Here is a 25,773-nt window from a genome sequence, read left to right as displayed (position 1 = left end):
GGTTGCGTCAGGCTATCGGAACCGAGGCTGAAGCGCTCGGCTACGGTTTGCCCGTGTCAGAGAAAGTAGCGGGGCTCTTTAGACCCCGTTTGCGTTGCGCTGTAGCGGTTGCGTCAGACTATCGGAACCGAGGCTGAAGCACTCGGCTACGGTTTACCGTGGCGTCGGTTAGTAGCTAGCCCTCACATGCCACCCGACTGATTTAATGTTTTTAGAAACGGTATCAGCTGGCACTCCTTTGCTATCATGCTGAACCAAAAAAAAGGCCGCTCTTCCTTGCGGGAGAACGGCCATATTTGTTTGGTGATGATTCGTTAGACTCTACTTTTTGAAATCGATGATTCTGATTTCTTTCGGCAGCATGGTGATCGTGATGGTATCGCCGTAAGTGTAGTTCGCTTTGAGTCCGTCGAGACTGTTGGGCATCGGAGAGCTTACCTTGAAGCTTGTCTCGCCAGGAATTAGACCAAACTGGCGATCCAGCACGATGGTGTAGTCCTGAGCGGTGTCGGCTGGATTGTGGATCGATACATAGCCCTGATCGGCATTCCATGCGGTGAAGCCATAGACTTCATCCTGCTTAGGACTGCCGCCATGCATGCGTGAGCGTTTGAAGGTCGGGAACGCTTGCTTTGCCCATTTGAGACCTTCGGCCAGCACATCCCAGTCGCTTTCGCTGAGTTCTTGTGTCTTCAGATACAGTTCGATGAAGCCTGTGCCGCGCGACATATTCATTAAGAGGTAGCTTTGAAATTCTTCACTGCTCTCACCGGTTTCCGTTTTCTTGGGCTCATGATTGAACAGTGCATTCATGGGGAAATGTGTATTCTCTTTCACCCAAATGTCATGGTAGATGCCGTCGCGGTAGACGAGTTGACCGGTGCGATCACTGCCACCAGCCGCATCGCCGGCGTTGATCATCCAGACTGCGTCCACATGCATGAGCCACCAAGGGCTGAGGTAGGCACCATTTGAAATGACGATATACACCTCCGGGTTGGCTTCACTCATGGCTTTGAAGATCTTCATGAGGCGCTCAGTGCCGACGGTGAGGTAGTAGATCTTGAGCTCATTATACTTGTTGTCATTCAAGCGCTCGTCGTCGGGTTTGAAGCCTTCAGTGCCGAGTTGTGGCATTACCGGCACTCCGTGTGCGGCACCATCGATGTCGAATTCACGTGTGCGAAGATGTCCGAAGGTGCCATCCAATTTGAAATACGAAAATCCCTGATTCGTCAGTTCGACCAGGCGGTCTTCCAGCTTGTCCATGTACGGTGTATTGGCCAGTGACATCCAAGTCTTGAGAGCTCCCATCTTCGCTTTACGCATGGAGGGCACTGCGAAACGCGCGCCAAAATTAGCTTGTGGGCTCAACCAGATGCCGAGCTCAGACTGCACCTTTTCGGCCGCTGCGAAGCTGCTTTCAAAGGCTGGATCAAACTTTTCATTAACGGGCCAAACTTCTTGTGACCAGTCGGCTCCTTTGGGGGAATCTTGCCAGCCATCGTCGATCACATACGCATCCAGCGGGGACACACCGCGTTCGACGCAGAGCTCCTGATTTACTTTTTCCACGCTGGAAATGAAATCTGGTCCTGAGACTTCTTTATAGAAATCAAACCAGCTATTGTATTGAACCTGCAAACGAAGGGGGCGAACGCGAATCGTTTCGATGTACTCGTAAAACGCGTCCGAAGTGAAGGCGGGATCATCACTCACACCCATCACGGCCTTGTAGCTGATGTAGGCTTCGTTTGGTGTAAGCTCATGACCATACTGGTAACCGCAAATGAGTTCTTGATCGACTACTTGGTTGTCCGCTGCAGGGAACTCAATGCCCCAGAACGTTCCTGATTTTGTTGTAAACAGCGGTTGTCCCAACCCCGGACGCCATCCGTTCATCTTCAGTTCGCGGCTTCTTGACGTGGTGATTTCCCGAGTGGTGTAGGGTTGGTAGGCGTCTGTGGTGCTCACCGCCTCGACGTCGATCTTTTCCAGAGTCACAGGCTTACCACTAGAGATGTGCAGCTGTTTACGCATAAAGAAATCATTCGTTCCGAGCTCATAGCGCACGATCACGGTTAGGTCGTGTTCGGTGTTCTTGAGTGTGAAATCAATGCTTTTGCCGGGGAGCTCTGGCAGTGCTTTGCGGGTGACATCTATGCAAGTGAAGTCCTGTGTGGTGAGTAATACGTCAGTGCCAGTCGTGTGGGTGCCTTGCGAAATTCTTAATTGAAATTCATCGCTGTGCGTCGGGTGGATGACTGTATCCGCGCGTCGGTTGAGGATGCGTTTGGTGGTGAGGTGTCCATCTTGTAGAGAAAACTCACGTCCTAGCGAAGGGTTTGCCAGCATATAGCTGCTTTTGCTGGGAGCTTCAGCGTATCCGATGACTGCAATTGCAAAACTGGCGATAATCGCAGTGAGGGAGGGGACTTGTATTTTCATTTTTCTATAAAGGTCTTTTTGTTTCCAAGATGTCCGTGCTAACCGCGATGGCCTGACTGCTCCGCTGTGCTAGCGGAATTTTTGTAATCTGGCTAGTTGTGAAGTTTAGAGTTTTAGCTGTCGCTGGCTTGCTCAGAGGATACTGCGAGTGCCTCATTTGTATCTATACAAAAAGCAACAATTGTATGGTTACGTAAGCCTGCGGCATGTCTGAGCATCGAAATCAGTTTTCCTCCTTCGCTCTTCGAGCTTAGGCGGACAGGCCGCTTCCGTTACGTCGGAAATTGTAGCGGAGCGAGGAACTCGTTTCGATAACGTATTACGCGCTACCAAACGTTATTTGTGTTCTTGGTTTTTTCGTTTATGAACTCGTAGTTACGCTCAGTGCAGCCGCGGACTTGATCGGCTTTGCTTTGAACGAGCTCTACTACCGTCACGGTATTATTACCTTTTCGTAGGACAGATGCGGGGCAATAGAGACGTAGCTGAGGTCCAATGTTCCAATAGCGACCGAGGTTCACACCATTTACGTAGAGTGTGCCTTTGGTAAATTTACTCATATCGATGAAGGTGTCGGCCACCTGATCCAGTTTGAATTCTGCGCGAAAAATACCGCCTGGCATGTTGTCGTTCGGGCTGGCCTTGGCCTTGCTCACGGTCGCGACATCCAAAGGAATCGGGGTGACTTCCCATCCGGTGATCGGCTTGCCATCCAGCAGCACCGGTCCGTAGAGGCCCTTGCGGTCCGACTCCATTGTGATGCTGAAATTGATGTGTCCCATGGCTTCGACCCAGATTTCCAGTGTGCTTTCTTTGCTACGTGCTGGAATCATCATTCGCTTTTTATCGTCTTTGTATTCATCGCGGCGATCGACTGTGCGCACCAATTCGCCATCGATGAAGACGTGCCCGTAATCATGGAAAAAAGTGTAAGTGAGTTCGGCTGCTTCGCCGGCCGGTATCTTGGCTCGATAGATCGCCATGCCCTGATTTTGGTCGAACGACTCGAAGTAGGGCGGCGTTTCAAAGCTGCCCTTGAGGGATGGATGACTCAAGGTCTTGACTGGAGCCACATACTCGAGTGTGAACGGTGCAATCTCCATGGTGGGGATCGGAGCGGGAGCGGGGGGAAGTTCATCGTTGTCGATATACTTCATGATGAATTCCCGATATTCGTAATATTCTGGAGTTAAGACCCCTTGCTCCCCGACGGGGGCACCAAAATCGTAACTGGTTATACCGGGCATATAATGATCGGCGCCTTTGTTTGCTTTGCCGTTGCCACCTGCGGTGAAGCCGAAGTTGGTGCCACCGTGGAATACAAATATGCTAAAAGAGTGATTGTTTTTCAACAGCCAGGGCAGCTCTCTTTTGATTCTTTTGGACGGTGCCCAGTTACCTTCGCCCCAGCGACGCAGCCAGCCTGGATAGCTTTCGGAAGAGAATACGGGGACGCCGGGGTTGATGCGCTTTGCGGTCGCTAAGCCTTTGTCAGAATTCAGCGGGTCCAGTCCTGTCGCGACTCCTGGTAGAGCGACGCCGCGCAGGTGTTCCTCGGTGGTTCCATCCGCGGTAGAGAAGGGCCCGAAGCCTTGTTCAGTCCAAAAATCTTTCAGCCATTGCATGTAGGCGGACTCATGTTTGCGATCGTAACTGCCATACTCATTCTCTAACTGCGTCAACAGGATGGGGCCGCCATGTTTAAGCAGTAGAGGTTCAAAGATTAGGGAAATGGCTCTGAGGTAACGCTCTTGATGATGCATGAAGTTGGCATCTTCCATGGTGCGCAGTTTGGCATTCGGGTCTTTCAGCAAGTAGGGAGGCAAGCCACCCAGATCCCATTCGCCGCAGACATAAGGGCCCGGGCGGATGAATACCCACATTTCCTCTTCTGCGCAGATACGGATGAATTCGGCGATGTCTCGATTTCCTGTTTTGAAGTCAAAGCTTCCATCGGGCTGCTCAAAGCCGTTCCAGAATGTATAGAGGGAAATGGTATTCAGTCCCATCGCCTTCGCGCACTGAATACGATGTCGCCAGTATTTACGTGGAACCCGCTGCGGATGGATTTCGCCCGCGCGAATTTGAAAGGGCTGACCGTCCAGTAAGAACTGTTCTCCGTTAGGCCCGCCAAATGTAAAGCTGTGTGGCTGACCATCAGGCTTAGGTTCTGCGGCGTAACTTAGAGATGCTAAGCAAAGTGCGGTGAGTGCGAGAATGAGTTTTTTGAGCTTCATTTTGAGGCTGTTGGGGAAGGGAGGAGTTACTATCTATGCTGAGACTATCGTGCGTTTTCGTGCCATCGTTATCTATGTTAAAAGTAGCCTTTGTGGGGTTATGTAACTTTTTGAAGGTAGAAAATACAGTTGTGTAGTGTTACGGAAGTGGCACCACTTTCGATGAGTGCTTTGCCTCACCTACGTGAAAGTAGGCATCTGCTGGAATGATGCCACGAGATTGCTCCGGACCTTCCCATGCCAAGGACAATTTGTTGGGGCCGGTGCCGTGTCGGTAAGCAATCGATATTGATATTATCTGGTAATGGATAATCAAACTGGTTGTTACGCACGTCGGCGTTGCCCTGGTGGCGTCCTTGAAAACAGGACGCAGGTGAAGGGGCACAAACCGGCGCAGCGATGTAGTGGTGCGTGAGCTTCGCGCCCTCGGCTGCCATACGATCGAGCCCCGGCCTGTCGAATTTTTTAATACCGCTCCGCTGATCCTGCCAGAATGCGCCTAAGTCGCCATAGCCTAAATCGTCGGCTAGAAAGAAAATGATATTGGGTCTTTTTGAAGCTTGTGCGAGCAGAGAACTCAGCGCACTGATCACGGCAAGGGCTAAGATGTAGTAAGCCTTCATTGACTGTTGAGCGAGAGAGTGGATTCGCCCAGCCCTTTGGCCCTTGTCTTGATGGTGATCTTACCAGCTTGACCGTCTATGGTGCGAACGATTGCGAGGCATAGCCCGTTAAACGCGGAGTGCTGATCGCCTTGAAAGGACTCATGGTTGGTGGGATCACCGTTACCGAGGCCAACGATTTCACCGGGACCTGTGATCTCAAACTGAATCAGATCGCCGGCCTGTGGAATCATAGTGCCTTCACTGTCTTCTATGCGGACGGTGATAAAGGAGAGGTCGTCGCCATCGGCTTTGATTGTGGAGCGGTCTGCGGAGAGGCTCAGCTGACTTGGCGCGCCAGCGGTTTTCATTGTTTGTTCCGCCCATGGTTTGCCGCCTTTGTAGGCCACGACTTTGAGTTCGCCAGGCTGGTATTTCACGTCGTTCCATTTGAGACGATACTCATACTGCTTTTTGCTGCGGCGTCCTAAGGACTCGCCGTTCAGAAAGAGTTCCGCCTCGTCGCCCGAGGTGTACACATAAACGGGAGTGATTTCATCGATACGCTCGGGCCAGGTCCAATGGGGGAGGATGTGCGCCATTGGATAATCGGGACGCCAATGCGCTTGATAGAGGTAGTAACGATCCTTCGGGAAACCGCACAGATCGACGATGCCGAAGTAGGAACTGCGAGAACTCGCTTTTCCCTTATTCAGGCGTTTATTGGCTTCTTGAGCGCGCTTGGCTTCGGCTTCGTTTTTAAAGTTCAAGTCCAGTGTTTGATCCCATGCGAGGAAAGGGGTGGGCTCGCCAATGTAATCAAAGCCAGTCCATACAAACTCACCAGCGAAATTGGGGTATTTCTCTAACAGTGCAAATTGCTCATCCGGTGTGATGGACCAGCCCGGTCCCCATAGGTCATAGGAACTAATTTGGTTGTTTCGAGCGCCGCCTCGGAGCTTTTGAGCGCGGTTCCTTGGTTCTTTGACCGGAAAGTAGTATTCACCGCGCGAGCTAGTCGTGGACGAGGTCTCGGAGCCATAGATGGCGTAGCCTGGATTCTTTTCAAGGAAGATTGGATAAACGCCTTGATTGTAGTTGGCGCCGATCACATCGACTGAATCTTTCCAGTCACCCATGATGGGCTTGGACTTGTTTGAACCCACGGTGACGGGACGAGTCGGGTCTTCGCGGTGGACGATCTCTGTCAGCCGTTGTGAGATGCGTTTGCCTTCGTCGCTGTGCAGTTCGAACACCTCATTTCCAGTGCTCCACATGATGACGCTGGGATGATTTCTGTCGCGACGAACCAGTGCAACAAGATCCTTCTCGTGCCATTCTTCAAACAAGGTGTGGTAGCTATTTTCGGTCTTGCCTTTGGCCCAACTATCGAAGGCTTCATCGATTACGAGAATGCCCATGCGGTCGCACAGTTCCAGCAGTTCGGGTGCCGGCGGGTTGTGGCTGGTGCGGATGGCATTCGCGCCCATTTCCTGCATGATTTCCAATTGCCGCTCCATGGCACGCGTATGGAAGGCGGCACCCAAGGGCCCGAGATCGTGGTGGAGGCAGACACCTTTCAACTGCACACGGCGACCATTGAGGTGAAAGCCGTCTTCGGCTGTAAATTTAATCGTGCGCACACCGAAAGTTGTTTCGTAGCTATCCACAAGCTTCCCGTTCTGTAGCACACTGGTGACGACGAGATATAAGTTCGGCGATTCCACATCCCAGCGTTTCGGCTTGCTCAGCTCTAAAGTGGCTGTGGCGACTTCGGTCGAGTCGGGCGCGATGGAGCCTTTGCCAGTGGTTGTCTCCGCGACTTTGACTCGCTTCAAGCCAGCTTCATACACCTCATGGCGAAGCTCGACGGGGTGGGCGCTTTTGTTGTGGTTGCGGACCGTCGTTTCGATGCGCACAGTCGCTGAGTTTACTGAGACCTCGGGTGTGGTCACATAAGTGCCCCAGTGAGCAATGTGAACGGGCGCTGTTTTAACCAGCGACACCTTACGGTAGATACCAGCGCCCGGATACCAACGAGACATGCGGATCTTGTTCTCTAAGCGAACGGCTAAGACGTTTTCTTTACCCACTTTTAGGTGCGGTGTCAGGTCGAAACGGAAAGAGCTGTAGCCGTAAGGCCATTCACCCACGTATTGATCATTCAAATACACCTTGGAGTGCGACATCGCCCCATCGAATTCGACGAAGACCTGCTTGCCCGCATCCGACTCGGGAACGGTGAAGGTTTTGCGATACCAGCCGATACCCATATAAGGGAGCTTACCTTCCGCATTGGGCAGATCATCACGAAAGGGACCTTCGATCGCCCAGTCGTGAGGCAGGCGGAGTTCACGCCAGTTCGAATCATCAACGGGGGCTTTTTCCAGGCCCGCAGGTTCCTCCAGGAATGAGCCGTAATTCATCTCCCCGTAGCGAGCAAAGCGCCAGTCCTCATTGAAGGATGTGACGCTGCGTGTGACGGAGGCGGCATCAAGAGCGCTTGTCAGCGCCACAGTGAGCACGAGAACCAGAATTCGGGCGAATCGGGGAGTTTTGCACCAAGCATGTTGCGGGGATAACATAATACTCTTGTAGGGATTCAACGTCTGAATTGAGGCTCTGAAGGTAAAACGTAGGGGCGCGACTTTGTCACGCCCACCGAATTACAGCAGCCAGCGTAACGCGGGCGTGACAAGTCGCGCCCCTACCTGTTATAAAGTAAGTCAGCACATAAATACAGAGACTAGACTATTCGGAGCGCTCGTTTATAGCGCTCCGAATAGTGATCGTTATCAGATGAGTGCATTGCCTGATTTATTCACCCACTTGGTTTTATTTACGCGACTTTTTAGGCGCGTATAATTGGAATTCGTTAATCGAAGGGGAGCCAGTCGATTCGAGCACGTTGAACCGCATGAACTGTGCGGTTTGAGGTTCAAAGTGGATCTCGTGTTCCTTGCCGATGGTAGTGCCTTGGTGGATGGTTTTCCACTGCTCGCCTTGACGGATTTGAATTTCAAACTTCTGAATGTTTCTTCCAAACTCAAGGATGACTGCGCGGTCAAATGTGCGTGCTTCGCCCATGTCGACTTCAAGCCATGCTTCTTTAGTCGGCACTTCAACTGCCCAGCGTTTGTGTAGGTCGCCATCGAATGCATTCTTGGCTGCGTAGCGTGCCACGTTGCCGCGGATGTTGCGAACTTCGCTGGCGACGGCTGGCATCTTCTCGGTCACCGGACGATTGACTTCGGCGACTGGAATCGGAGTGATCTCTGCTGCGGAGCGGTCGAGCTCCAAAGCGAGGATCGTGTCCACGCTAGAGCGATCTGCTTCGGGGATGCTGATGATGTATCCGTCTGCAGTGGCTTCCAGCCTTGCGTTGCCGCCTGTGAGTAGGCGGTGCGATACGATGTTCGCAGGGAGCTTAGGTAGGAAGAGTGTTTCGTCCGGCCAGTTAAGAATGTGCACATACACCATGTTGCCCTTATGTGTGGTGGCTACGTGACGCGTGGTTTTAAAAGGACCGCCACGTGTTTCGTAGATTGTCTCACCATACTTTTCGAGCCAATCGCCCATCGCTTCCAAGCGCTCGACTTGCTCAGGCTCGATGATGCCGTCGGGTGTGGGGCCAATATTAAGTAGGAGGTTACCATCACCACCTGCGGTGCTGACGAGGCTCTGAATGCACTCTTCGAGTGGTTTCAAGATTTCGTTCGGCTTCCAAGACCAGCTGCGACCGAGTGGCACGCAGCTTTCCCATGGGCGCACATTGTCGAAATCGCCTACGTGGCGCTCGGGAGTCGAATAGTCTCCGAGACCTAGACCTTTGTGGCCGCCAGAGCGGTCATTCACGAGGATGTTCGGTTGTAGCTCGCGCACGGTGCGGATGTTTTCCCAGCCGTCCGCGACGCTGACACCTTGTGGCACATCATACCACATGCTCAGCAAGGGGCCATAGTTTTCAACCAGTTCAGTGACCTGATTGGTGAGATATTCTTTATAGGCTGGGTAGTTGGACTCTTCGCGCATCACAGAGCCTCCAACACCTGTGCGCGGGAAGTCGGGGTTGTGCCAGTCGCAGACTGAGTAGTAGGTGCCGAAGGGCATACCAGCTTTATGGCAAGCTTCCGCCAGTTCCTTGACCACGTCGCGTTTTAGCGGTGTGTTCATGACGTCATACTCGGTAAACTCACTATCCCAGAGGCAGAAGCCATCGTGGTGCTTTGTGGTGAGCACGATATACTTCATGCCTGCTGCTTGGGCGGTAGCCACCCATGCCTCTGGGTCGAAGTTGACTGCATCAAACTTTTTGTAGAGATTGTCGTATTCTTCGACCGGTGTGGGATCTCCACGTGACCAGCTAATACGTTCGCCGCTAATCGCAACAGGCCCCCAGTGGATGAACATACCGAAGCGCATATCTTTCCAGTCGCTCATTGCTTTCGGGTCTGCGGTGCTCCACCAGGCATCCGGTTTTTCTGCAGTGACTCGCTCTGCGATTGCAGACGAAGTCATCATCAACAGGCATAAAGCCGTGCTGTGCAGGCTTCGTTTTAGGGTACCACTGTGCTGATTCCAAGCAATCGGACGAGCTGTTGTAATAGTCTTTCTCCAGGTGATTTTAGATGTAATAAATGACATAAGGTTTAGAATGAAGGAATGAAGTGAAGACGATGACCCTATATTTAAAATGGAGCCATGCTTGATTATCGTATAATATAGTTACGTAAACTATGGGCCATAAAAGAAAATCCCCGGCATACGAGATGCCGGGGATGAAGAATTGATATGGAGACTATTGGTTTCGCGCTATTTTGCGCGCCGGCTAAGCATGACTAAGCTGAGGCCGCACATCCCTCCAAGCAGGGCGAAGGCTTCTGGCTCAGGTACTTGAGTGAGTCGAACTTCAGAGAGTCCTACGCGGTTGCCGCTATAATTGCTCGAAAGTGTAATGGTGAAGGATTGGATGCCGCTGTAGACAATGCCTTCACCAAAGATAAATTGCTCTGCTGCCACGCTGCTTGCGGATCCCGGACGCTCTAGCATCGTGCCCAAGTATGTGTCGCCTACTTGAATCGAAGCTGCAGTGTCGCTGTAGAATGTTACAGAAAAGTCTTTGGTTTGATTGGATTCATTATCATGCGTGTAATTCCATAAAATAATAGAATCAATGTTGTCGTAAACATCATCCAGTGTGAAGGTCAATGTGGGGGCCGTGCCCGATGTGAAATAATCCGGATTATTTGCGGGGGTGACATAGCTGTTGTCAACCCCATCCAGAGCTTCCGTCGTAGCCAGTGCGATGCTTGCGTCAGTGCCAGTGGCTAGAGTCGTGGAACTACCATCGTAAGTAAGGCTGCTGCCGCCTCCATTTTGTGTGCCGCTCACGAGGTAGCTTAGGCTGGATCCCGCGTTAGCCGCCACATTTGATGTGGGAGTGTTTGGGTTGATGATCGTTGCGGCGCTAGCCGACGAAAGGCCGAGAGTCAGAGCCAGGCTGCAAAGAGTCGCCTGAAAAGATTTGATTTTTGTTTTAATCATAATTGCGTAAGGTTAGCTGAGTTTTATATAATTCATCCCCCTAAGGTTCAGGTCAAAATACATATCTACGATGACAACTTGCATCAAATTCTTGGATACAATTTGAGTCAATGGCTCTGGTATGTCGGGAAAAGTTATGTAACCTTCTTGTTGCATGATTTCCGAGATTGCATTCGAGCGGAAATTAGTCAGCGAGGCATTAGTGCTCACTCATCGCTATCGTCATCTTTGGCCCGGCGCTCTCGTTTTGCTTTTCTTATATTACGGATGTCTTCTTGCGTGGGTAATTTGAAATAAGAATCTCTTGGATTCTCTGCGAATAAGAGTTGATCATCGCCATAGTAAGCCTGTTCGCTTTTTAGTTCGTTCAACATCCGCTCGACAACTTCCTTGTATTCGGGTGCATCGGCGAGGTTGTTAGTTTCCCAAGGATCCTTCTTTAAATCAAATAGCAGCGTTTTGTTGATCTCGGTAAACTGGATCAATTTCCACCTTTCATCCCGAATGGCTCTTTGGTTCCGCTGATAAGCAAACATCAGTTGCTCGCGTAGCGTATCGACCTTACCTTCAATAACTGGAACCATACTGATACCATCGATGCCTTGTGGTATGGGTGCACCTGTCAATTCACATACGGTTGGGTACACGTCGTGGATAAACATAAGGGCATCGGAGCTACCCTGGGGGATTCCGGGGCCGGCAAACATCATCGGCACCTTCATCACATCATCGTAGAGGCTTTGTTTGCCCATCAGTCCATGACTGCCGATGGCCAAGCCCTGGTCGGATGAGAAGATGATGAGGGTCTCTTTCGTTAAATTCATTTGATCTAACTTGTCGAGTAGGCGTCCAATATCGACATCCATGCTAGTAATGATTGCGAAGTAGTCTTCGATATGGCCGCGAATGGCCTCTTCGGTGCGTGGCCACGCTTCAATCATTTCATCGCGCGCCAGCATCGTGCTCTTACCGATATCCCAGGGATGACTGGGCAGATAGTTTTCCGGCAGCGGTATTTTCTCGCGGTCATACATATCGTGAAATTCCTGTGCCGACAAGCGCGGGTCGTGCGGGCCGGGGATTCCCAGATACATAAAGAAGGGCTTACTGGTATCCCGATCTTTTTCGAGATATTCGATGGCGTCGTTGATTATCGAGCGTGCCGCGTAGCCAGTCCTCTGCTCTTGGACCATGTTGATATCACCATAGTAGTCGAATTGTGTCCGAATGTGGGGGAGGTTGGCGGAGCCGCTTTTTTCGCGATTATAGGTTTCGTAGCCAGCGGCTTTCATCGACTTCGGAAAGGTGTATCCTTTGCCATTGTCGCGTGGGTTATTTCCACTGGTATTGCCGCCGTTGAAATGAAAGAAGGTATTCCCCGTCATATTCATATTTCTGGCCGGGATGCACACCGCCGCTGTATTGCCCCCGAAGCAATAGGCGTTGCTAAAGATAAAGCTACGCGCCGCCAATCGATCCAGGTTGGGGGTGATGATATCCTCCTGTCCCAAGGCTTTGATCGTGTTGTAGCGCTGGTCGTCCATGAAGATGTAAACCACGTTCGCTTGTTCGGCGGTAGGATTGACTTCAGCAGTTGCGCCCGTGTGTCCCCAGCAATGTGCGGCGATGCTTAATGCGAGTATTATGAGTTTTCTGATATTGGGCATGGTTTTTACCTATTCGTCGAATTGCAGTTGCTAGTCGGCTTTCTTGAAGTGCAGGTCAACGGAGAGCTTGTTTTCCGGGCGACCTTGCGCTGTGATGCGAATGCTGTAATCGATACCAAATGCGGGCTCTGGGCACTCTACGGTGTAAATGTTGTTGCTCGGGTTACGTGATGCCCAACCGGAATGTTTATCTGTCGAAATCACCTTGCCCGCTTCAAGTAGTTCGACTTGGAGTAGCTTTAGGTTGGATGGGCCTTGCTTGTGTTTGAAGGTGACAAAGTAGTTGCCTTCACCTTCAAGATAATCAGTTACGGGGAAGGAGAGTCGGGTGCTTTTTTGGTCAACATTAATATTTTCGCTGTTGCAGCTGCCGATGATTTCCCCGGGATTTTGTTTGAGCTTGGCGAGTAGATGTTGATCTTGGGTGAGCTCGCGAATGGCTTTCTCATATTTGTTGTAAAAGCGCTTGGCGAGTTCGACTTCATCGCCGCTTGTCGCAGGCGAATCGACCTTTCCAGGCAAGGTGGCCCAATCCATTTCCCAATCGGCTAGCTCATCAAAAAAGTCATTTGCCCGTAATGCGGCGCGGCCATGCACTTGTTTGATTTTGCTCTCATCGTAAGGCGTGCCATCGACAATATGTTGGCGCAGCATCGAGTTATGCTTTTGCCAGCGGACTAAGTAATAGTCCTTGATCAAGCCAGACCATTCGCGCCAGCCGTAGTCAAAGATACGTGGCCCCCGGCTATCTAAGGGCCCCCAGAGGGTGACGAGTGTGCGCGCATTCTTTTCGTAAAGATCACTCTCTGCTTCAGTCGTGCCAAAGGAACGGGCATCACTGATCCACTTGTTGAGTGAATACTCCTCGCGTGGACGGATCAGAGTGTCGATGTCTAGTAGCAGTGTTTCGAATTCTTTCGTAGCTTGATCAAATGCCTGCAGGTCACGTTTTTCCCATGCTGCTTTAACTTTAGGGTGTAGGTTTTGCGCATGGTTACTCAAAACTTGGCGACCGATGTCGACGATGTCGAAGCGGTATCCGTCTGAGTCTTTGAGCTTGTCAGCATCTTTAAGTAGTAAAAACCAGGCGTTGAGCAAATCGATCTGAGAGTAGGGAATCTTAAATCCAGCATTGGGGCCGGATTTTTTGACATCTATCTCAGGGCGAGCAGCGACCATGGATGAGAGTTCAGTGCCGTCGGTATTTTCGCCATACGGACCTTTGGCGATCAGATCCCAAGCTTTATTTGCATTCTCAGAAGGCGCACCGTAGCGACGATGCGCATAGTGGTGCAGCCATTGAGTTAAATCAACCGGGCCATCCTTCCAAATCAGATCAAAAGCAAGCTCATAATAAACAGGGTTGTTGTCGATGCCTTCCATGAACAAGCCCATGCCGACATAGTTGGGCATGTCGTTTTTCCATTGCATGTATGGATTTGAGGCCAGCAGCGCCAGGTCGCCGTGCAGGTTTATACGGCCGCCGAAGTTGTTCAATGGGCCCGCCACAAACTCAATATCCCAGAAGTCATCATTTCTCTCATGACGCTTCCCACCCAGATCCAAAATGAAAATGTCCTCTTTAGGGATCGCGGTTGCAATGGGCTTGCGGATCGTCCAGGATTGCATGGCAATTTTACCTTCCGGATCGTGTGCTTTAATGAGTGTGTGAATTTTCTTACCGACTTTAGCGAGATAGTCATCCCCTTCAACCGGGGGGGAGCCTTCATGGAAGGGGTCGCAGCCATATAGATGAGAAGTGCCAAACATCTCCTCCTGCTTCGCTAGGAAGGTGCGGCCCATTTCATCAAAGAGCGGGTCCAGTGGGTCAAGTTGCGCAGCGCCTTCAAACCAGACCCAATTATGTTTGTAGCTGATCTGGTTGTCCGGAAATTTCTCTTTCAGTAGGCGTGGCACATGGCCCGTAAATCCTTGCTGGATGGGGGTCATGCCTAACTCGATTTGGCGATCAATAATTTTCTTACCCAGCACTTTGCTCTGATCGATCCAGGATTTTGGGAGGGGGCCGCCATGAGCTTCGATATTAGTCATCCATTGCCAGGCAAAGAATGCGGGGCCGACCAGGAATTCGCGTGCTTCCAAATCGGTGAAGCCATACTTCAGCAATGTTTCATACCAAACCGCTTCAAGGCCAATGACGGAAAGCGGGTGATTGATGCCCTGCATTGCCATGAAGTCGATTTCACGTTCCCAGCGATTCTCCCAGTTCCACCAGGCACCGGTGTAGGACAGGGTGCAGTAGTTGAAGTAAGTGCGGCGCTTCAGTGGAGTGTTGACCGTGACTGACTCGCCGACTTGGGGGAGTGGCGTGGGAATATCCATTTGATCGCCACACCATGAAAGATGGCAAAAGGCCCGATTCTTGAGATACCAGTTAAAGCCAGAAGCTACAGACACTCCATTGTTGCCACGGATTAGAATTTTGCCGTCTGCTGTGTCAGATACAGAGAAGACGTCCTTGCCATCGACCTTAGGCAGTGAGGTGTCGACTATGAACTTGTTGGCATGCTCTGGAGCGATGCGAGTAATCAGCTGGTGCGCTGCATGATCTGCAGGCGTCGCGGCACTGATTATTTGCGTAATGCCAATTGCGATAAATAAGAGTGCCAGGGATGATCGTATGTGTTTCATAGATTGTGATGTGTTGTGGTGATTGTATACTCAACTCCTCGTAAAGTCGGAAATTCAATTGTGCCTCTGTCTGTGACTACGGTTTCGATTTTTCTACCATTCTGCGTAACGTAGAGTGGAGTAGCTGAACGCAGGCGGCATACCTTGCCCTGTTCAGAGCGAATGATGGCGGCTTCCAGTTGGCCGTCGGTCCATTTTAAGGATACTTCAAATCCACCACGAGCACGTAGGCCTATGACTTGTCCTGATTTCCATGCGTCAGGCAACGCGGGCAACAGATGAATAGCATCCATGTGAGACTGTATCAGCATTTCACATACGCCGGAGGCATAGCCGAAATTGCCGTCGATCTGGAAGGGTGGGTGCATGTTGAATAAATTGCTGTGCACATTTCCTGCCATCATTTCACGCAGTAGCTTGTGTGCACGGTTACCATCGAGTAGGCGGGCCCAGATATTGATCTTCCATGCCTTGCTCCAGCCCGTGCTGCCATCGCCGCGTGCGTTCATCGATACCCTTGCGGCTTCTGCTAGGAGTGGAGTGGTGTGCGGTGAGATTTGTCGGCCCGGATGCACTGCGATCAGATGGGAGAGGTGGCGGTGCTTGTCATTTTGCTTGTCACGATCGACCATCCATTCTTGCAACTGGCCCCAGCGGCCAATCTGCGGGCCGAGTAAGTGGTCACGCATAGTGCGCGCTTTGGCGCGTTCGCTAGCATCGACGCCTAAGATTTCGGAGGCTTCTGCGAAATTCGTGAGCAGGTCGTAGGCGAGTTGTTGGTCGAAACTGACACCGTCCTCATGGGGGCCATGCTCGGGCGAGAATCCGTCGGGCGCGACGAGCACCGTTCCATTGCCATCGGGAGCGGGGATTTCTTTTAGGTGATCCTCCCAGAACATGAAGAGGTCTTTCATGATGGGATAAGCGCGGGTTTTTAAATACTGCAGGTCCTGTGTGTAAGCATAGTGATCCCACAGGTTGTTGGCCAACCAGGAGGCGTCGCCGATCGACCACTTCCATGTGCTGCCGCCGAAAATTCCATTTTCCGCATGCATGGCTATGCCGCGCTTTCCGAAGTGCTCCTGAGTCTCTTCTCTGCGGACTTCACGGATCGAGTGATACCACTCGGCGAAGGGCGAAAAACAGTCGGAGAGATTCGCTTGGTCCGCGAACCAGTAGTTCATCTGCAAGTTGACGTCGGAGTGGTAATCGCTACGCCAAGGGGGGCTGTTGCTGTTGTTCCAGAGCCCTTGCAGATTCGCGGGCAGGCTGCCAGGTCGAGATGAGCTGATCAACAAGTAGCGTGCATATTGGAACATGAGTTCCTCCAAGTCAGGGTCTGCTGCCCCCTTGCTCAGGTTTGGCTTTTTCATCGAATTCGACCCACGGTAGCGGTCGAGTCGTTCGGGCAGTGGCAGCGACTTTATCGGCTCGGGCGTATTGCCCACTTCAATCGATACGCGGTTAAAGAGCGCTTGGTAGTCCTTAATGTGCGCTTGTTTGAGTTGCTCGAAAGTTTGCTGCGAGGCCTGTGTCAGGCTATCGGTGATGCGCTGATGGGGGTGCGCTTGCTTCCAGCCTTTGTCGCGTTGATTGAGGTAGTCGGTTCCTGCACTGACCAAAATCGTGAGACTATCGCATCCTTCGAATTCGATGCCGTTTTCGACAGCTTGGATGCGGCCACCTTCGTGGAGCACCCAGACTTGAGCTTCATAGTTGAGCACAATGTTTGACCCTTTGACTCGTTTGTCCCACTTGCCGTTGGTGTCGCCGATTGCGCTGATGCGGTTTCCTTCGACTGTGATGGGCGCTTGGTGTGCGTCGGATAGTGTGATTCGTCCGGAGTGGGCAGCCGTTTGATCTGCCGTGAAACGGAACACCATCACTTCAGCGGGCGCGCTAGAAAAGGATTCCCGCTTGTAGCGAGTGCCCTTGCTGGAGTAGGTGATGGTTTGCAAGGCGCGGCTGATGTCGAGTTCGCGGTGGTAGTCCGTGGCGGAGGCCGCTCCCAGATCCATTATGATGTCGCCGAAGGACTGATAGGAGCCCGTGTCTGATTCACTGCCGAGCCAGAGACTGTCTACGTTGAACTGAATGTGTTCCTGTTCGATACCGCCGAAGATCATGCAACCGAGCCAGCCATTGCCGAGTGGTAAGGCTTCCTTATCCCAGTTAGTGGCAGGTGTATCGTATGAGAGGACTAGCTTGTTCACTTCCTCATCAACCCGCGCGTGAGCCTGATAGCCGAATAGACCAATGGCTGCGCATGCGATTAGATGGATTGAAAAGTGTCTCATGAATCTGGAGAGGGTATTGCCGATTTAGAACAGTGTTTGTATGATCTCTGCCGAGCGTGCGACGAGTTCTGTCATCAGTCGGTCGGGCTTTGCTCAGTTAAACGCTGCATAAGTTCTTATGCTAAATCTAGTCTCAAATCGGGGATGGTAAAGTTACGTAACCTATGGGCTTGTAACCGTTCTGATTTTTCAAAATTAACCTCACATTTATTATAGGTGGAGGCGCCGAATGTAACGGTATCGGTATGGTGGGGAGCGATTGCGGATTTTTGTAATCACATGGCCCGTTTTGCATACGTGCGCGTTTATGCGCAGTGAGGGGCGGGTAAATTGAATGATTACGTTGTGGAACGGATGTAACTACGGTGCGAATTTAGAAAGAAATCGACCATTTCTCGCTATTTAACACCATAATTAGGGGGGTGTTTCTGGGGTCGCTATGTATGCGTCCTGTCTCGTCGTCATCATTATCAATACTAACCAATTCTAAGAATATGAAAAATGTAACTCTAGTTTGTGCTTTTACTTTTGCTGCTGTTGTGGGCTCTGTCTCAGCGATTGATATCAATATCCATATCACTGACTTTAAGACCGCATCTGAGAATTCCAGTTCTCTTGGCGACTTATCTGGCGGCACAAGCACGACTGCGACTCAGACTTATACGCTGACGAATCTTGATTTTACTTCGATCGGTGGCACCGCGTCCGAGACGATCAACTTTTCTGTCGATTTAAGCGGCACATCTGGTGGGAGTGCATCCACTGTTGGGTATAAGACTTGGGGGGATGCTTTTGTGGGTGGTTCAAATACAGAAGTCGGTGAGGTCCTTACAGCTACGCTGGGTACAATCACTTCCAGTTTTACTGGGGGCACTGTGGCCTTTGCTGGTTTTACTAATGCATTCATCGAAGCACTCATTACCGGTGAAGAAGCCTCTGTCGGACATGCTGGAGGTATGCTGACTGTGTTGGGCACTGCAGATAATGAAGCCAATCAAGCGATTCCTCTTTCACCGTGGGTTTCAATGGCGCCTACGGTTGGAAGTATGAATATCGGCGGTTACGACCTTCGCCTGACTGCTGTTCCTGAGCCAGCCTCTGCTTCGCTGCTGCTTGGGATTGCTTGTGTGAGCGGTGTTCTCTTTCGCCGTTGCCGGCGCTAGGAATGGCTTTGCGGAGTCGCTAGTCGTTATCTAGTTACGATTGAAGTCGGGGTGAGCGAGTCTCCGTTTCTGATCAAGGGTTACGTAACTTTTTCGTGCGGGATATGTTTTTTGACTGTCGATTGAGCGGGGCTACATTGCCTTCTGACTGCAGCATTTGATGCTGAGTTTAGTCAATTAACACCGAACTAATTCGCCAAAAAAAAACATGAAAAAGAAAACCACACTATCCGCCTTAGCTTTAACCGTTTCTCTGACTGCTGTGCATGCAGCTTCGACGATCATCAACCCATTCTCAGTGTCCGTCGATGTTGCTGCCAGTGCGGGTTCCAGTGCAAATTATCTTCTCAGTGGCGCTCAAAGTGGTGGCGGCAGTAGCTTGACGACTGATGGCGGTGCAGGCTCTTCGACGACATTGGCTACAGGGACGCTTACCTCGGTCGCATTGAATACGGTCGAGTCTTTGGATAACGTTGCTAACAGCTATGTCTCTCCCCCTGTTGGGACTGGCACGTATAATTATTTCACAGGTGAGGGCAGCGGTGCTAGTGAGACACCAGGGACTCCTCCGACATTTACCTTCGTTCTCGACGGTTCCTTTGATAATATCGATTCAATCATTATTTGGAACTATACACATAATAATGAGGGGAGCCAAGCCAGCGCTTTTGACCTGACCTTCTATAGCGATGCTGGCGCAACTACGCAAGTCGGTGATACAATTACGGCGGGGGCGATTGGTGAGCGCGCAAGTTCTGCAACCGTTGAGGCTCCTGATCAAATTACTTTCGCTTCGACTTACAGTGGTGTTCAGTCCTTTACGCTTACACTGACGGACAACTATATTGGTAATCGCGTGGGTCTTGGTGAGGTGCGCCTGACTACAATTCCAGAGCCTTCCTCTGCGGCACTGCTTCTAGGTCTTGTAGGAGCTAGCTTTGCCTTTGTCCGCCGCCGCGCATAGGTATCTTTCATCGCACAAGAGTAAGTTCTTTACGGGCACAGCCAAATTGGCTGTGCCCGTTTTTTTGCTGTTGTTTAAATGGATGAATTTCAGGCCCATTTGTCATGTGATCCTGATGGAGTGCCGAGCGACTCGTCTTACGTAAACTCTTTGGCTGTAGAATGTATTTTGATCCATGTGAATCCGGTCCACATTTAGTGATTAAATACGATGGGATCGACTGCGCATAGAGTCAGATTTGCTCGATCGGGCTTGTTTGTTTGGGAGCTGGCGTGTGTCGGCGACGGTATCGGTTAATTACTGCTAAAAAGTTGTGCGGATTAGGCAGCCTTAGCTCGTGTTTATTTGAGGTCCGCGCTTGATGTTCGCAGTATCTGATATCAACTTACTGTTTCACTAATTTTCGCTAAATCGCTAGTTCGATTTTGATTCATCAGTCCAGCCAATCACCTAATGAAGAAAGCAGGTAAAGTTTCCATGAGGGCCATCGCAGAGCAGGCGGGCGTGTCGCGTATGACAGTCTCAAAGGCCTTGCGCGGGGTGGCAGGTGTTTCTAATAAGAATCGTGAACGGATTCAGCAAATTGCGGAAGAATTAGGCTATGTGCCCGACCCTAATGTTTCTATGGCTATGGCGGCGGTGGCCAAAACAAGGTCTGCAGACGGTGAGCGTCTTGCATTTTTAACAACGCATGATTCAGAGCATGGTTGGAAGCGTTTCTCACATATCGTCGGTTGTTTTGAAGGGGCTCGGGCACGTGCCAATGCACTGGGCTTTGAGCTAGAGCCTTTTTGGGCACTACAACCTAGGACTGACATGTCGAAAATGCTATTTGCGAGAGGAATTAATGGAGTTTTAATTGCGCCCACGGGGGAAAATTTACTGTTAGAGGGGCAACGCTGTATTGATATGGATTGGAAGCACTTTAGCGTGGTCGCTGTAGATGAGTTGTTGGATTCGCCGCGTATGACTTCGGTGCGACATAACCATTTTACTTCTATGTTTGAAGTGCTCTATCGTTTGGAGTCTCTAGGCTATAAACGAATTGGATTGTCTTTGTCTCGTTTGACGGAGGCGCGCAATCGGCACCGTTGGACCGGAGCGTATTTGCTGTGGTTGAAAAATTGCCTCGAGGGGCACGAGATCCCGTTCTTTTTGCATGGTGAGGAGGATGAGTCTCAGGCATATAAAGCTTGGGTTGAGACCAATCAAATTGATGCAGTGATTGGTTTGCCGGCAGATTTTACTTTACTTCAAAAGGCAGGCTTTAAATGTCCCGAAGAGCTTGGCTTTGCTTTACTCGACCGTTTAGAGGTTCCTGACGTTGAGCTGGAATTTTCAGGTATTGACCAAAAAGCCCACTTTTTAGGTGAAACCGCGATCAATGCGATGGTAGGTTTAATGAATACGCGCACAAAGGGCGTGCCCGATAGTCCAGTTAAACTTGTTTGTGAGGGGCTCTGGATTGAAGGGGCGACGACGCGGCGTGTGGGGCCTGCTGTAAGTGATCGTAGTTTATATAATATGGCATTAATGCAGTGAGTTTGTGTTGCAGAGATAGCCTTAGAGTTACGTAAACTTTCTCTACTTTTACAAACAATTGCCTGAGTTGGGGGGATAGGTAGATACTTAGCAGGACTTACGCAGTTTTGCTTTTTCTCTCTTATTACTTTTAACTTTGTATGGATTCCCCTCCGATTACTGGCACAAAATCTAGCTCTGAAAAGATTGGTTTTTTACAGAAGATGGCTTACGGCAGCGGCATGATGTCGTATGTAGTGATGGTTCGTGGTGTGAACCAGTTTGCCAATCCGATATTTAACGACTGCATGGGCGTGGATCCGCGCTTAGTTAGTTGGGTCTTGGGCGGGTCGCGCCTCTGGGATGCGGTCACGGACCCAATGATGGGGAACATTACGGATAACACGCGTTCACGTTGGGGGCGGCGGCGGCCTTGGATTGCTTTAGGGGCGATGCTAAGTGCGATCACCTTTGCGGCTATTTGGCTGTTTCCTGCAGGGCTATCTGAAATGGGCTACTTTTTGTGGTTCCTTTGCACCTCGTTAGTCTTCTTTCTCGCATTTACGGTTTTTTCAGTGCCCTACATGGCCTTGGGAATGGAGATGAGTCCTGATTATAATGAGCGCACTGCGGTGGTGGCCTATCGGACTGTAATTAGCCAGGTTGGTGCTTTTTTGATCTCGGGTATCTATTGGTTTATCTCGCTCGATCGCTTTGACGATATGGCGCATGGCATGCGCTACGCTGGGATCATTGCAGCGGTGTTGATTTTTTCTGCGGGGATTGTTCCAGCGCTATTTGCGCGTGAACATCAGAGCGTCTTGGACCGGCAAAAGAAGGGCAAGCGGGTGGCGAAGGTTTCTTTGGTTAAGAGCTTTATGGAAACGATTCGTGAGCTGCCTTTTCAAATCCTGATTGGCATCACGGTGTTGATGCTAATTGGACTCATGCTAGTCGGGCATCTAGGATATTATGTAACTGTCTATCATATTTTTGGTGGCGTGAAGGGTGAGTCGCTTGGCACCTTGATGGCTGTCGGAGGTATTAGTTCGCAAGTGTGCACTATGCTCTTTGTGCCTGTGTTAGCGAAGGTTTCTAGCCAGTTGGGGAAGCGGGAGACGCTACTGGTGGCGATGGTTTTAGCGATCATTGGATCAGGCTTGAAGTGGGTCTGTTTTACGCCGGATAATCCGTGGTTGAGCATCATTCCTGGGATTGTGATGTCGGGCGGCCTCGCTGCGACGTGGACGTTAATTAATGCCATGATTCCAGATATTGTGGATCTTGATGAGTTAAAGACCGGGGAGCGCCGTGAGGGCATGTATAGTGCGGTGTATAGCTGGGTGTTTAAACTCGGGGTCTCGCTGGCTCTGGTAGTGTCTGGCTATGTATTAACCTGGTCAGGCTTTAATGTCGACCTAGGCACGGATCAGTCGCCGCAAGCGATTTTCTACATGCGACTATTTTTTACTTTAATACCTGTGGTTTCGATCTCTTTGGCTTTTCTTTTATTGCTGGTCTATCCGCTGAAAGAAAGTCGTGTGCGCGAAATCCAAGCAGAGCTCAAAGCTCGTGTGAACGCAGAAGAAGAGGAAGAGAATAAGGAGAAGACTAATGATTAAAGAATCGATCAAAGAAGTGACTTTAAGTTTTTCAGAGCAGATGGCTGAAGCTGTCCGTGCCTGTCGTGCGGGAGAGACTCAGTTAATTGAGCTGCCTGCAGGGGTACATCACATCGTGCCTGACTATTTGGCAGAGAAATACTGTAATATATCGAATCACGATTCTGGTATGAAGCGCATGCTTTTCGATCTGGAAGGATTAGAAAATATTATTGTCGAAGGGAATGGGGCGGAGTTGATTTTTCACGGTCGTGTGATCCCGTTTTACCTGAAAGACTGTAAGAATATTACGATTCGAAATCTGAAGATTGACTGGGACCGTCCCTTTCTGAGTCAGGCCGAGATTGTTGCCGTGGGAGAGGGCTACCTGGATCTGAGTTTTGATACGAATTTTCCAGTCGAGGTAGAGGCGGAGCACTTGGTTTTTACTGGCGATCATTTCTATTCAAAAAAGATCGATAATCTTTTGGAGTTTGATGCTCAAACGCGGGCACCCGCTGCGGGAGCACGTGATAATTTTGGCTTCCGTGACGGTAGCCGAGCCGAGTCGCTTGGCACGGGGCTTGTGCGTTTGTTTAGTGCTTACAATCCTGACAATACATTTACTGTTGGTAATTTGGTCGTTATCAAGCACGAGCAGCGTTGGTCGCCGAGTATCGTTTTGATTGATACGGATTCAACTACGTTGGAGGCGATTGATATTTATCATTCGGGCGGCATGGGAGTGATCGCACAAACCTGCCGTGATGTTCATTTGAGGCAGGTCCGTGTCCTCTGCCGGCCTGATTCGGGGCGCGTGTTTTCAGTTTTTGTGGATGCATTTCACTTTGTCGATTGCTTGGGGCACGTGAGCATCGAGGACTGTGTGATGGAAGGGCAGATGGATGATGCGGTTAATATTCATGGTGCTTTTCTGCGGCCAGAGCCCGCGCCGCTGACGAATACACTGCGATTGAGAATTATGCATCATCAGCAGTGGGGCGTGCAAAATCTGAAGACGGGAGATACCGCAGGATTTTTTTGTGCGCGCACCTTAAACCCTTTATTCGAAGCGAATATTGTGAAGGCAGAGATGCTTAATTGTGAAATCATAGAAGTGACTTTCGATTGGCTGCCAGATGAATTGGACTTGGAGCAATTGCTCGTGATGCGAGCAGAGTATGATTTTAATGTGCTCATTAAAAATTGCACAATGCGCGATAATCGTTCGCGCGGTGTATTGTTCAATGCCTATGGGGCGTGCCGGATTATCGATTCGCATTTTCGTACTCCGTGGCAAGCCGTGCGTGTCAGTGGTGCAGTGGATGGTAAATGGCACGAGTCTGGCCCCTCTCAATATATCGAGGTTTCGGGCTGCACCTTTGAGCGTTGCGGCTATGCGACAGGTCGGCCAGTGATCGAAGTGACTGCGCATAGCTTTCCTGATGGCAAAAGTGAGCCTTACCATCAGAAAGTGATAGTTCGAGAGAATCAGTTCGAATTAGTACACACTAATTTGCTGGCGGTCGATAATCTGGGAGTTTTAGATTTTTATAGTAATGAGATCCAGTCGGAGGTGTCTGCCTCTTTAAATGTGGGCCCGCATGTTGGTCTTGGACGTGTCGAAGGAGTGGAGGTTGTATCCGATGATTAAGCGTATATTGTTTCCCGCGGTCTGCTCATTGGTGCTGGCCAGCTGTTCATTTGCAGAAGTCGTTGAAGCGCCGCGCTATAATGTAGTGATTATGATGTCTGACGACCATGGCCGTGAGGCGCTTGGTAGCTATGGCAATCCTGTTGTGCAGACGCCGAATTTGGATCGCCTCGCGGAGAGTGGTTTACGCTTTACGAATGCATTTTGCACCTCGGCATCGTGTGCTGCGAGTCGTTCCACCATCTTGACGGGCTTGCATAATCATGCTAATGGAACCTTTGGGCATACCCATTCCTATCATCATTTTTCAAGTTATGATACTGTGCGAAGCTTGCCAGCAATGTTGTCAGAGGCTGGCTACCGCACGGGGCGGGTTGGCAAAAAACACTATGCGCCGGAATCGGTTTATCCATTCGATTTTGGCGTGGATCAACGTGAGTTTGACCGTGATGATGTGGCCGCCTCAGAGTCGTGCCGCGAGTTTATCGCTGAAGAAGGGCCGTTTTTTCTTTATTGGTGTTCCTTTAATCCGCACCGCGATGAGCGCACGGTGAATACGCATCCTCATCGTCCAAACACCTTCGGAAACCCTGACAACGCGTTTGCGGGCGATACCGAGCAGACGTTCTCCGAGGATGAGGTGATCGTGCCTTCCTTCTTGAGCGACACGCCGGAAGTGCGAGCCGAGCTGGCACAGTATTATCAATCCATTGCGCGTCTGGATCGCGGCATTGGGCGTTTGATCGACGTTCTGAAAGAGGAGGGGAAATATGATAGCACCTTGATCATTTATATGGCGGACAATGGCGCGGCGTTTCCTGGTTCTAAGACGACGCTGTATGATGCCGGTATGCGCTTACCTTTTATCGTGAAAATGCCCGAATCTGCCAGCGGCGGCGAGGTGGTGGACGAGTTGGTTAGCTGGGTCGATATCACGCCGACGCTACTGGACTTTGCTGGTGCGACGCCTGCTGACGCTGAGTTCCAGGGTGAGTCTTTTCTGCCCTTATTGGAACGAAGCGCCGACTATGAGGGACGTAGTGAGATCTTTGCTTCGCATACCTTTCATGAGATTACCAATTACTATCCCATGCGTGTGATTCGCACCAAGAAGTATAAATTTATATGGAATGTGGCGTATCAGATCCCGTATCCCTTCGCCTCGGACTTATGGGATTCCGCCTCATGGCAGGCGGTTCGTCGTGATAATTCGGAGTATTTTGGCGCACGCAAGGTCGCTGACTACTTGCAGCGTCCACAGTTCGAACTGTATGATGTGGAAAACGATCCTGATGAAGTGGTGAATTTGGCCTCACATCCTGAATATTCCGAAATGGTGAAAGCTTACTCGGCGCAATTGAAAGAATTTCAAAAAGAGACAAAAGACCCTTGGGTTTTGAAATGGGAGTATGACTAAGATGAT

At 50.6% G+C, this 25,773-nt stretch carries 15 protein-coding genes; 6 read left to right on the top strand and 9 right to left on the bottom strand.

The window, feature by feature from the left end:
* Positions 1 to 321 precede the first annotated feature (321 nt).
* The 9 genes from QEH52_RS02645 to QEH52_RS02605 all read right to left on the bottom strand — a co-directional run bounded on the left by QEH52_RS02645 (position 322) and on the right by QEH52_RS02605 (position 17,447).
* A complete protein-coding gene (locus QEH52_RS02645; RefSeq protein WP_308948452.1) occupies positions 322 to 2,448 on the bottom strand; it encodes an alpha-amylase family protein in 2,127 nt (708 codons plus the stop codon).
* A gap of 326 nt (positions 2,449 to 2,774) precedes the next feature.
* Entirely contained in the window at positions 2,775 to 4,685 is a 1,911-nt protein-coding gene (locus QEH52_RS02640) for a glycoside hydrolase family 35 protein (protein ID WP_308948451.1), read from the bottom strand.
* Positions 4,686 to 4,861: 176 nt separating this feature from the next.
* Entirely contained in the window at positions 4,862 to 5,308 is a 447-nt protein-coding gene (locus QEH52_RS02635; RefSeq protein ID WP_308948449.1) for a sulfatase-like hydrolase/transferase, read from the bottom strand.
* Positions 5,305 to 7,872, bottom strand: coding sequence for a beta-galactosidase GalB (gene galB, locus QEH52_RS02630; RefSeq protein WP_308948448.1), 2,568 nt, complete (start codon positions 7,870 to 7,872; stop codon positions 5,305 to 5,307). The genes QEH52_RS02635 and galB overlap by 4 nt, the downstream gene beginning before the upstream one ends.
* Before the next feature lie 250 nt (positions 7,873 to 8,122).
* Positions 8,123 to 9,931 carry an alpha-L-fucosidase gene (locus QEH52_RS02625; protein WP_308948446.1) on the bottom strand — a complete coding sequence of 603 codons (1,809 nt, stop codon included), beginning with the start codon at positions 9,929 to 9,931 and terminating at the stop codon, positions 8,123 to 8,125.
* Between the two features lie 168 nt (positions 9,932 to 10,099).
* Entirely contained in the window at positions 10,100 to 10,831 is a 732-nt protein-coding gene (locus QEH52_RS02620; protein WP_308948445.1) for a hypothetical protein, read from the bottom strand.
* Between the two features lie 206 nt (positions 10,832 to 11,037).
* Positions 11,038 to 12,498 (bottom strand): sulfatase family protein, encoded by a 1,461-nt coding sequence (locus tag QEH52_RS02615; RefSeq protein ID WP_308948444.1) that lies wholly within the window; start codon positions 12,496 to 12,498, stop codon positions 11,038 to 11,040.
* A 30-nt stretch (positions 12,499 to 12,528) separates the two neighbouring features.
* Positions 12,529 to 15,150, bottom strand: coding sequence for an alpha-N-acetylglucosaminidase (locus QEH52_RS02610; RefSeq protein WP_308948442.1), 2,622 nt, complete (start codon positions 15,148 to 15,150; stop codon positions 12,529 to 12,531).
* The gene (locus QEH52_RS02605; RefSeq protein WP_308948441.1) at positions 15,147 to 17,447 is read right to left on the bottom strand and encodes a glycoside hydrolase family 95 protein; all 2,301 of its coding nucleotides are present in this window, start codon (positions 17,445 to 17,447) and stop codon (positions 15,147 to 15,149) included. Before QEH52_RS02605 ends, QEH52_RS02610 begins: the two co-directional genes overlap by 4 nt.
* 494 nt (positions 17,448 to 17,941) lie before the next feature.
* Here QEH52_RS02605 and QEH52_RS02600 point away from each other — a divergent pair, with 494 nt between their 5' ends.
* From QEH52_RS02600 to QEH52_RS02575, 6 genes are all read left to right on the top strand, one after another.
* The gene (locus QEH52_RS02600) at positions 17,942 to 18,610 is read left to right on the top strand and encodes a PEP-CTERM sorting domain-containing protein (RefSeq protein WP_308948438.1); all 669 of its coding nucleotides are present in this window, start codon (positions 17,942 to 17,944) and stop codon (positions 18,608 to 18,610) included.
* Positions 18,611 to 18,818: 208 nt separating this feature from the next.
* Positions 18,819 to 19,574 carry a PEP-CTERM sorting domain-containing protein gene (locus tag QEH52_RS02595; protein WP_308948436.1) on the top strand — a complete coding sequence of 252 codons (756 nt, stop codon included), beginning with the start codon at positions 18,819 to 18,821 and terminating at the stop codon, positions 19,572 to 19,574.
* 477 nt (positions 19,575 to 20,051) lie between these two features.
* Positions 20,052 to 21,116 carry a LacI family DNA-binding transcriptional regulator gene (locus tag QEH52_RS02590; protein WP_308948434.1) on the top strand — a complete coding sequence of 355 codons (1,065 nt, stop codon included), beginning with the start codon at positions 20,052 to 20,054 and terminating at the stop codon, positions 21,114 to 21,116.
* Between the two features lie 140 nt (positions 21,117 to 21,256).
* On the top strand, positions 21,257 to 22,717 hold the full coding sequence (locus tag QEH52_RS02585; protein ID WP_308948431.1) for an MFS transporter: 1,461 nt from the start codon (positions 21,257 to 21,259) through the stop codon (positions 22,715 to 22,717).
* Positions 22,710 to 24,350, top strand: coding sequence for an alpha-1,3-galactosidase-related protein (locus tag QEH52_RS02580; protein WP_308948430.1), 1,641 nt, complete (start codon positions 22,710 to 22,712; stop codon positions 24,348 to 24,350). The genes QEH52_RS02585 and QEH52_RS02580 overlap by 8 nt, the downstream gene beginning before the upstream one ends.
* Positions 24,343 to 25,767, top strand: a complete 1,425-nt coding sequence (locus QEH52_RS02575; RefSeq protein ID WP_308948429.1) for a sulfatase family protein — start codon at positions 24,343 to 24,345, stop codon at positions 25,765 to 25,767. The genes QEH52_RS02580 and QEH52_RS02575 overlap by 8 nt, the downstream gene beginning before the upstream one ends.
* The last annotated feature ends 6 nt before the right edge of the window (positions 25,768 to 25,773 follow it).

It is taken from the genome of Thalassobacterium maritimum (assembly GCF_031127805.1).
Taxonomy (GTDB): domain Bacteria; phylum Verrucomicrobiota; class Verrucomicrobiia; order Opitutales; family Coraliomargaritaceae; genus Thalassobacterium; species Thalassobacterium maritimum.
Note: the sequence above shows the minus strand (reverse complement) of the source record. Positions and strands in the feature narration are given on the sequence as shown.